9 protein-coding genes are annotated in these 10431 nt (G+C 31.3%); 3 read left to right on the plus strand and 6 right to left on the minus strand.

The window, feature by feature from the left end; genetic code table 11:
• The 3 genes from EC501_RS17365 to EC501_RS17375 all read right to left on the minus strand — a co-directional run.
• The coding region (locus EC501_RS17365; protein ID WP_148037840.1) for a tyrosine-type recombinase/integrase at positions 1-313 on the minus strand (313 nt) is incomplete at its 3' end.
• Between the two features lie 208 nt (positions 314-521).
• Positions 522-1526 carry a replication initiation protein gene (locus EC501_RS17370; protein ID WP_122973609.1) on the minus strand — a complete coding sequence of 335 codons (1005 nt, stop codon included), beginning with the start codon at positions 1524-1526 and terminating at the stop codon, positions 522-524.
• A gap of 717 nt (positions 1527-2243) precedes the next feature.
• Positions 2244-2936 carry a MerR family transcriptional regulator gene (locus tag EC501_RS17375; RefSeq protein WP_122973610.1) on the minus strand — a complete coding sequence of 231 codons (693 nt, stop codon included), beginning with the start codon at positions 2934-2936 and terminating at the stop codon, positions 2244-2246.
• Positions 2937-3557: 621 nt separating this feature from the next.
• On the opposite strand from EC501_RS17375, the gene EC501_RS17380 reads away from it, so the two are divergent.
• Both EC501_RS17380 and EC501_RS17385 read left to right on the plus strand, forming a co-directional pair.
• The gene (locus EC501_RS17380) at positions 3558-4037 is read left to right on the plus strand and encodes a hypothetical protein (protein WP_122973611.1); all 480 of its coding nucleotides are present in this window, start codon (positions 3558-3560) and stop codon (positions 4035-4037) included.
• 9 nt (positions 4038-4046) lie between these two features.
• Positions 4047-4487 carry a terpene synthase gene (locus EC501_RS17385; RefSeq protein WP_122973612.1) on the plus strand — a complete coding sequence of 147 codons (441 nt, stop codon included), beginning with the start codon at positions 4047-4049 and terminating at the stop codon, positions 4485-4487.
• Positions 4488-5237: 750 nt separating this feature from the next.
• Here the strand turns inward: EC501_RS17385 and EC501_RS17390 are convergent.
• Both EC501_RS17390 and dcm read right to left on the minus strand, forming a co-directional pair.
• The gene (locus EC501_RS17390) at positions 5238-6179 is read right to left on the minus strand and encodes a tyrosine-type recombinase/integrase (RefSeq protein ID WP_122973613.1); all 942 of its coding nucleotides are present in this window, start codon (positions 6177-6179) and stop codon (positions 5238-5240) included.
• 1571 nt (positions 6180-7750) lie between these two features.
• Positions 7751-8926, minus strand: coding sequence for a DNA cytosine methyltransferase (dcm, locus tag EC501_RS17395; RefSeq protein ID WP_122973614.1), 1176 nt, complete (start codon positions 8924-8926; stop codon positions 7751-7753).
• 146 nt (positions 8927-9072) lie between these two features.
• Between dcm and EC501_RS17400 the strand changes: the two genes are divergently transcribed.
• Positions 9073-10002 (plus strand): type II restriction endonuclease, encoded by a 930-nt coding sequence (locus EC501_RS17400; RefSeq protein WP_158599743.1) that lies wholly within the window; start codon positions 9073-9075, stop codon positions 10000-10002.
• Between the two features lie 66 nt (positions 10003-10068).
• Here EC501_RS17400 and EC501_RS17405 read toward each other — a convergent pair.
• A partial coding sequence (locus tag EC501_RS17405) for a tyrosine-type recombinase/integrase (protein WP_122973616.1) occupies positions 10069-10431 on the minus strand: 363 nt, incomplete at its 5' end.

Here is a 10431-nt window from a genome sequence, read left to right on the forward strand (position 1 = left end):
TTCCTTTTCTACTTGAAAACAAGTAATCTTCCTCTTGCATACCTCTGATATAGTCTTCAATCATTTCCCTGGTTGCTTTGGGAAGCATAAACCGTTTGGTTTTCCCGTTTTTTTGTTCTGTGATCACCAAATGCACCTTTTCCTTTACATCTTTCACTTTCAATGGGACCAGATCACTTACCCTTAATCCCGTATTAATCCCTAAATTAAATAAAAACAGATCTCGTGAGCTTGCATATCGTTCTAAAGCCCATCGCATATCTCCAATTTCTTGAGCTGTTCTTAACGGCTGCACATTCTTTTCTTTTGTCATTTTTTCGCCCCTAATCATACAATAACGTACATTCAATGTATTTTATCATATCATATCATCGTAAATTTAGAGAAATCAATAATTTGAATGTACGAAAATATCTAAATTCATACATTCATAAAAAATTGAAAATATAGGGATACTAGAAGATTTATTAAAAATTAATTGAATCAAAAAAGACCCTCAAAAACGAAGGTCCTTTTCGCTTTTACTTTACTTCTTCAGACTCCCTCTCTTCAAGCCAGTTATAAAACATTGACTTTTTCTTTTCTTCGTTTTGCATTAATGACTGAAGTTCTTTTAAAATCCAATTCGCTTGCTCAATTAGCTCATTTGCACGTTCTTTTGTAATACTAATTGGTTCTTCTATGTATAGTTTCATTTCTTCTGTTTGACGTACAAGTTGAATCGCTCGTTCTCGATCATCACGATTATCTAAATTAGTAAAACGGAAAACATCTTCAAAAACTGTATCAAGTATAATTTTCAACTCGTTTATCTGCTTTTTTGTCGCACTAACGAGGGCTTTACCATTAGACCAAATTAAATCAAAACCAATAATAGAACGACCTTCTTTAATTTCTTTATAATGTACTTCAAGTTCTGTAAACTTATTAATCTCAGCTATCGCAACATCTAAAACTCCTCGTTTGAATTGAGCAGTATTTTGATATGTCTTTTTCTTTTCAACCCCAAATAAACGCATTAAAGCATCTTTAGAAACTAACTTATGCCAATATCCATAATGAGCTTTTAAATAATCGTACAATGTCCAACTAAATCCACTTTTAAATTTGGATGTAATCGTTAAATCTATCGTAATGTACTTTTCTTTAAGTTCTAAAATATGGGGAATCATTTCTTCAGCCCAAACAAATTTGAATAGTCCATTATCGTAGCTCATTCCTCGAAATACATTCCAATAACTAAATTTATTATTTTCTAAATCACTAAAGCTAAATTTCACGCTAGTTATTGCTTCTGCATCAACCATCGCATCTTCGGTTTTATATTTGGATATTCCGAATTTCTTTTCAAATTCAACTTTATGAAACTCCGTAACACCGTTTTTTTGAGTTGAAAATATTGAAAAAGCTAATAATTGCATTTGATTTAATGTTAACCCTTTATTTAGCTTTGCCATGGATAATTCATTGCTTTTTGAAATACTATTTTCATAATTAATTAGACTTTTTTTCTCATTTTTTCTCAAAAAATCACCTCTTTATTTAAAACCTTCATTTGTGTATTTTATCTTAAATTAACACAATTAGGTATAGTTATTTGTGTATTAATTCATAAAAATACACAAATTAAGGAGGTTTTTTTACACAATTAAAGGAGGTTTTTTACACAATTAAAGGAGGTTTTTTACACAATTAATCTTGAAATCCATTGTGGTTCTAAGTCTCATGGCATTTACAAATATAAATAAAGTAATTAATTTTTTAAAGAATAAATATAATTATATATTTGATAATCAAATTCGACATTTATATAAAAAAATAGTCTACTATTTATAGTAAAATATACTCATTAATTCAAATGGCTTCAAAAATTATAAAGAATTAAGTAATTTTCACACATATGACCTTCTAAAATTTCTTAAAGAAGTTCGAAAACAACTCTCAGATCACAACTCATTAAAAAATAAGAGTGAGTGCCCGTCTATACACCTTCAACATTTTAATGGGAATAAGAATGTTCTACATTTAACCAGCAGGAGCAAATTCATTTCGAAAATATTTTGCAGACGAAATATACAAGACTTTATACAAAAAACTCTGAAAAAAATCACGGAGGCAATTATTTATTTGGTTATTAATAAATAATAAATTAAATTGTAGACAAAATTGTTATTGATATTTTTAAAAAGCTAGATTATAAGTCAAGAACCAATAATCTAGCTTTTTAAATAAAATTTAATAATTTAATCTAATTCATATTCCTTTTTCATACGTTTTTCATAATGTCTATCTACATATTCTTTAATAAAACTATTTCGTTTATTGACATCCTCAATTTTACGGAACCAGCCAACCTTTATTAAACGTTCTTCTAAGGGCTTTTCACACCACAGGTCAAATGCTTCTTTTTCTAATTTTTTTATTACTCTTCTTTCTGTAATCATCATATTAAAACGTTCTAACCTTTGCTGTTCAAGTGACAGTAGGATATTTTGAAAATCGTTTTGTGTAATAGCAATCTCCTTAAAGGTTTGTTTCATTTCTTTTATTTCTTCACGCATAGCTATTTGTTCCGCTAATAGTGAAGAAAGGTGCGTAAGCAAACGAAGTTGGTTGTCGCTTTCTTGCTTCAGTATGCTTATATTCGCATCATTTTTAGTGATTTCTGGCGCCAATTTTTGCGCGAGAATATCGTCTATATCTGTATCGCTAGACATAACGAAACTAGCAGCATCTTCTAGAGGCATTGATTTTTCTCGGTTTAGATACTGCATGGCACGTAGTATCTTGATGTCTTGTTGCGTATATTCGCGATGATTACGCGTATTGCGGTAAATTTCTAGTCCATTTTGTTCTAACAAGCTAGCGTAATATTTTAAATTTGTTGTTGTAAAACCAAGCATATCAGCAACTTGTTTAGCGTTGTTCCGTTCCATAGCGATTCACCCCTGATTTTCACGTTCATCAAGCAAATTATAGATCTTATTTAAGAATAAGCTACTCTCCCTATACGAAACAACAGAATATTAATATACGGGATTTTTCTTCTTCTACTTAGTGTTATTTTGATAATTGAACATATTGTAAAGAAACTTTATAAAAAGAAACATTCAATTAAAATTAGCAACAAATATAGATTCCTTAATTTATGACGTAAAAGAAGAAACTAAAACAGAAACCTCAATAATTGAAAAGTATACTGAAACGACAAAACAAACGATAGTTATCGAAATTCAACCTCAAATAAAGTTTTATAGATCTGAGATGAATCGGAGAAAGAATTATCTTGTAAAAGTTGGGAACCCATTGTAGAGATTCCCTCAATAGAATAGAAAAAGAGGTACTGCTCCCTTTTTGGGTGTTATTCCCTTTACTAGATTCTATAACTTCGATAGAACAGTCTGCTATTCATAGTAGACTATACTCATTTATTTTCTTTTTCCAGACACCTTTATACCTACTAATAAAATCTATATTAACATTTATAGAAAAAAATGGTATAAATATATTTGTGGTTAAAATATTACCTCAATATACATATTTAGGGAGTGTGTTTTATGTTAAAAAAGATTTTCGTTGGAATTATGATTTTTTGTTTAACTATTACATCATGCCTAGTTATAGGTGGAGGAGAAGCCTCAGCAAGTGGACAAATGAAACCCTTACCAGGGGCACCTGGATGGAAATACCGTGTTGATGGTCCACATGTCGATGGGGTAAATAATGATTGGCATGTTCACGTAGAAAAAGGTAGTATTAAAGGGGCAGAAACAGTAAAAGGTGGCGAAAGTCATAATAAAACTTTAAGTTCAGCTGGTGTTCCTAAAACTGTACAAAAAAAGGTAAAAGAAACATCAGAATATAAACGAGCATTAGAAAAACAGAAAAAGCTTGATAAGGAACGAGATAAAGCAAGTAAATTTTCGTGGAAAACTATAATAATTAAACCGTATATTTACTTAGCAGCTGTTGCTACCGCCGCTGGATTAACAGTGTGGCAAATAATTAAAGCAGGACCTAGATTCATATTTGCATAGGAGGCAAAAATGATTTCAATCGATAGAAAATTAAGATTAAGAGATTTAGAAATTTTTCGTTTCTATAAAGAAAATAAAGTGTTAGCTTATGTTATTATTGAAGATACTAGAGGACCCTTTACGGAAGAGGATAAAAAGTTAGAGCCACTTTGCTTTTTAGATGAAGAAGATTTAAATGAAATTGTTAATGTATTTAAAATTTATCTTTTAACCGATGAACCTTTAGAAAAAAATGATTCGATTATGTTAAGAGAATTTTTTGGAAATTTAGTAGATATTAGTTCTGTTACAAGTTTTATTATTCAAGAATTTGTACAAGAAGACCTATATGAACATGTAGATGATTCTTGGGATATTAAAACTTATCAAAGAATGTTAGATATAGTTGGATCTAAGTATGAAATTCAACCCATTCATGAAAAGAATTGGTTAAATTTATCTCAAGAATAATATTACTAAAGTCCAAAAAGCATCAAACGTTGTCATATCAATGTTTGATGCTTTTTTAATGGGATTATAAAATTAATTTATTCAATTTTTGAAAAAACTATAAAAAGTGCTTTTATGAAAAAATATTAATCAGATTCGTCATAAAAGTTAAAAATATAGAAAATATTACTTCTAATTCATCTCTTATAACTACTTCTTTATTTCGAAAACCTATAATAACACCTACAATTATTAATAAACTGATAAATAGTAAAATAAAGTCTTTCTTCAATATGAATACACCCCAAATATTTACTCTCTATTGTAATATTAGTATATTACACCAAAATATATAAAAGAGTGCAATTTTAAGAAAGTCATTTTTGGGACTATTAATCCTAAAAAAGTGTTTAGAAAATATGCAGGATTTTTTGCATAAAATCCTCTAAAAAAGGTTAACTGCTCCTTTTAAATGTATGTAAATTCAATTATAATCTTCCACTATCTTTAATTAACACTAAAAAGGAAAAGTCCAAACCTGATTAAATGAGTTCATAGAATCTTTCCATTATTCCTTCAATAATTTCTCTATCATTTTTTTATAAAAAAGTAAAATCTAAAGAGAGCCAAACCAATAAGAAAAGGTAGCACTATGCTACCTTTCCTTATTTTTATCTATTACTAAAATTTTATCCAAGTTGTTTAGGAAATGGTTATAAGTAAATTTTTTCCATAAAGGAAGTAAATTTACCCATTAAATGTTAAGCTATTTTACTTCCCATTTGTGTAAATCTTAATTACATCTATACGATTGTGTCCTACCTCTCTTGTAACAATTTGTGCTGCAACATTCCACGTATATCCTTTATTCATTTCTATAGCCATACGTTCTTGAACATAGTTATAACGTAATCCATGAAAAGTAAGAGGTTTCACCTCACTTTTTGGGTTTAAACGTCTCTGGCGGCCTTCTGCCGTTTCTACAAGTCCTCTGTAACGTTCTAAATGCTTTTCTATTTGATTTACTATTTGATGAGCTTTTTCACCCTCAGAAACAAATATACGTTCTCCACGTTCAATCTTTTGAAGTCTCTCCGTTAGCATCTCTTTTACTTCAGCTGATAAGGGTACTTGGCGCCACCGTCCATTTTTCGCTTCACTTTGTACCTGGTAAATACCAGTGCGTAATGCACTTTCTGCTTGTGACCGTCTCATACACACAGCTTCTGCTACTCGTAGGCCCATTGTTCTCTCTAGAATTATTACGTCTCTTGTAATCGCTGCTATTTTACTAGTCCGTGATTGTTCAAACAGTAGCTGCAGCATATTCGTATATTCCTTTTCGGTCCATGCTCTATCACCGTCCACAGCAACCGTTTTTTCTAAGTGAACATTATAGTTTTGCTTCAATTCAAGGTTACTAGCTAACTCATATTTCGTATTCGGTAATAAATCGTGCATGTAGCGAATCGCTCCTAAGTCGTTTTTGATTGTTTTGGAAGAAATACCTTGTTCTTGTCGGTATTGAACATACGCAATGATATGTTTATCTTGCAAATTCCGGAGATTTTTCATGTGGTAATGTTCATCTAAAAATCGGATAAAGGAACGACAACTCTTTGCATATCGATTTCTCGTTGCATAAGATCCGGCTCTGGTATGTTTAAAAAGTTTGTTCATTTGTTGTTCAATAGCTGAGCTTCCTTTTGTCACCAAAAATCTCCCCTCTAAAAATAGACAGATTCCACCCAGTATAAAATTTAACCGTCCCACCGTTTTCCCACTTAAAAACCGTGACGCGCCTGAAGGCAGCGTGGCTTGCCAAAGCAAGCCGTTTCGCACTTTGCGAGACGATTCGTTATCGAATCGCTGGGCGGCTGGGCGCCCGTCTCTTTGCCGAAATTACATTTTTAAAATGTAATTTCGGCAAAGAGACGGGCGATTTTATAAATGATGTGTGTTGAGTAATAAAGTTGAGACATACCCATTCGGGTGAGTACCTCATACTCGGTCTCATTACAACCGATTAGTAATCCTCGTATCGAGTGGCTGACGTGCCAAGTTGCAAGTTTGCGATTTTGTCATGTTTCGCAACATGTTGTTTTCATATTCGCTGTTAAATATATAGTTCATCATTGTTCCTATTTGGTAATTTGTTTCCCATTTCCATCGATTCTCTTCCTTTCTTTTAATTTTTAAATCCCATTTTGAAGCGCATATCCGAATTCAATTCTGTTTTATTTCACCGTCCGTTTGACATGCTGTTTGTGTTCTACAGCCAAAATGAAATTAACTTGAATTAAATTTTTGCACGCAAAAAAAACGACAACTTTTTCCGTCCTCGTTTTAAAAATGCCGTAGCATCCATATTATTTAATTTTAAAAATAAGCATACTTCACCCATACCCATAAAACTATTCCACAAGGCTACAAAAGCCTAAGCTCATACGAATACTGTTGATTCGACATCTCGCATAAACATTTATCCGTAATCTTTCTAATAAAGCACATTAGCTTGTGAGCCTCAATATTAGAATCTGAACGGTAGATTACACCCAAAATATTACTTTTGCTCTGTTCTAACAAGTGTAATCACAAAAAGACAACTATTGTGTTAAATCCACTTTTATTGTACTAAATTTTAACTCTTAAATCTAGTTAAGGAATTTAATTGTAGTTTTTATTTTTATATTAACGCATCGATATATACCAAGGGAGTAATTCCTCACAAATAAATCCTAAGTAATTATAGTAAAAAAATCTCCACAAAAATGAAACTTTTTTAAATATTTTTGCAGAACCTTATTTTTTCCATTGCAAATAACTTATTTCACTTAAATGCACCTTTTTGAGAACAAAAATATATTATTAAAGTTTAGTAGAGAAGGAGTTAAAAAACATTATAAACACATTTAACACCTTTTAAAAAAAGCGTGCCTATTTGTGATATATCAATACTTCAAGCATGATTTTAACAGCATTAAATGCACCTAATTTTTAAGTAAGGTGCATTTAATATACTTTTCGTACCCAAAAAGGTGCATTTAATTATTTTCTTATTACGCTCCAAAGAAAAAAGGTGAGAATATAGAGGTAATCCATGTTCTCACCTTTTTACTAATCACTCTCTTTTAAAAGAGAAGAAGTAACCTTTACCCTCATACCAAAGTGCCGACTGCGGTTATGAAATAAATTAAAGTTACTTCTTATAAAGAATTATAGCAAAAAATATCATTCATCTGACTACTAAATACACACTTTAGTTGCTTAAATTTTTATAGATTTTAAAAGATAATTTCATTTTCGTTAACAAACTGGAAACCTACACTGTTTTCAATTGCATCTACCATATTTCTTGCAATTGCTTCAACTACTGGAACTGCTACAGAATTACCAAATTGTCGATATGCTTGTGTATCTGATACAGGTATTACAAATTCATCTGGAAACCCTTGCAATCTAGCGCACTCTCTAGGTGTTAATTTACGAGGATTTTTATTTGGACCTTGATCGATTAATATTTCACTACCATCCTTATAATAACGCGCACTAAGTGTATTCGTATAAGTGCTCCCTTCGTTAAATAAGGAAAAACCAAAGCCATTACCTTTTTTCTTATGTTCTTCCTTTCTTCGAAGATGTCCTTGATATAATCGATCTGAAATTGTATATTTTTCATCAACTTCTCTTTCTAAAATATCTCCAACCCTAGTAGGCTCTAATGTTGGTTGAGGAAATTTAAATGGGATATCCATGCCACCTAATGGATTGTAAAAACCTACAATATAAATCCGTTCTCTATTTTGAGGAACTCCAAAATCAGCAGCACGTAAAACCTCTACATGTACGGTATAATCTAAATCTTCTTTTAAAACTTCTAAAATTTTCTTTAGCGTTTTTCCTTTATCGTGACCTCTTAACTGTTTAACATTTTCCAGTAAAAATGCTTGCGGTCTTTTATCTTTTAAAATACGTGCTATATCAAAAAAGAGAGTTCCCCTAGTATCCTCAAACCCCTTTTTTAATCCAGCTTGTGAAAACGGCTGACACGGAAATCCTGCTAATAAAATATTGTGTTCAGGAATCTCTTCAGTTTTCACTTGTGTAATATCTCCTGTAGGTATTTCTCCATAATTAATTCTATAAGTTTTAGCTGCAAACTTATCCCATTCTGAGGTAAATACAGAAAAGCCACCTTGCCTTTGAAAGGCTAATCGAATTCCTCCTATACCTGCAAATAAATCAATCATTGTAAAACGAGGATTATCGGGAGGAGAAAAGGGTGGATTCTCAGGAAAATTCATAATTGCTTTAAATTCTAATGGAGAAACTTCAGATTCGCCATTTTCCCAACGCCTTAACGTTCTATCCCCATTTCTACCTAAACCTAAAGCGTCAGCAAATTCCTTTTGTGTTAACCCTAATCTTATTCTTTTTTCTTTTATCTCTTCTGCCTTCATAAAGTGTCTCCTTAAGGTCATTTTGTCCTGAATATGACACATATTATACAGAACATGTATTTGTGTTGTCCATTTTTATTGGATAAATAAATTAAATATTAGTAAATTGTGATATGTTAGTGGCAAAGAAAAAGGAGTTGAAAATATTGAATTTAGAGGATTTCAAATTATTAATTAGAAAAAATCGAAATACTATTATTCCAAAACCACGTGAATTAGTTGATGAAGCATTAAAAAATTCTCCCTATTATTCAAAGGATCCAACCTTTTTTTTAGAAAATGCTACAGAAATTCTTTATGAACTGAGAGCAGAATGTTGGGGTACATATTTACAGCATGAAAAAGACCTTAATATCAAAATTGGAGAGATTTTAGTACAACAAGATTTAGCGATTAACAAAAATGACAGTAATAATGCAGCAGAAATTATAGGACTCTTTTTAGAAAAATATAGTGATCATCTATTTGAACTATCTAAGAGTAATACGAACTCCAGACGCTCTCGAGCAGGAAAAGAGTTTGAAGCGATTATTGAGGCTATTTTACTTAGAGCTGGTATCTATTTTGATAACCAAGGTGTTATCGGATCCAACTTATTTGAAACAGAACGTCTAGGAAAACTTGTTGATTGCGTAGTTCCTGGTGTAATTGAGTATAACCTTGAAAAAAGGAAATGCTCGCTTATATCTATGAAGACTTCTTTACGTGAAAGATGGCAAGAGGTACCAGAGGAAATGAAACGTACTGGGGCCCAAGAAATGTTCCTTTTAACATTAGATAATGGGATTACTAAAAATACTATCGAAAGCTTAGCTTCCCATAACATAACATTAGTAGTTCCAGATGATTTGAAAGTAAATACCTATGAAAAACATTTAAGCGTTTATGGTATAACTCAATTCCTCTATGAGTTAATAGAAAGAAATCAACTTTGGATTAATCGTAAAGATTTATCGGCTGATTACTATATACAAAAACTTAAAACCATAGAACTTCGATTAAAGGACATCCGAGATCCATATGAACAACAAATATTTGAAGAACTAAGCACATATTGTTATAAAAAATTAAAATAAAAGGTAGCTTATTACTCCTACCAAAGTTATATACAATTGTACGGATGTTTTCGGCTTCTCTATTTTCTAAATAGAGAAGTCCTCCATCGTTGCATCGATTTCATCGTCAGTAATTCCAATATATTTTAATGTAATAGATGGTGCAGAATGATTAAATATGTGTTGTAGTGTAGCAACATCTTTATTCCTTTTGTAATGATGATATCCAAAAGTTTTTCTCATCGTATGCGTACCAATATCATCTCTTCCAAGTACATCTGCTGCTTTTTGTAAGGATCTATACGCTTGGGTTGTACTAATTGGTCCATTTCCTTTTCTACTTGAAAACAAGTAATCTTCCTCTTGCATACCTCTGATATAGTCTTCAATCATTTCCCTGGTTGCTTTGGGAAGCATAAACCGTTTGGTTTTCCCGTTTTTTTGTTCTGT

Source organism: Lysinibacillus halotolerans (assembly GCF_003711845.1).
GTDB classification, from domain to species: Bacteria; Bacillota; Bacilli; order Bacillales_A; family Planococcaceae; genus Ureibacillus; species Ureibacillus halotolerans.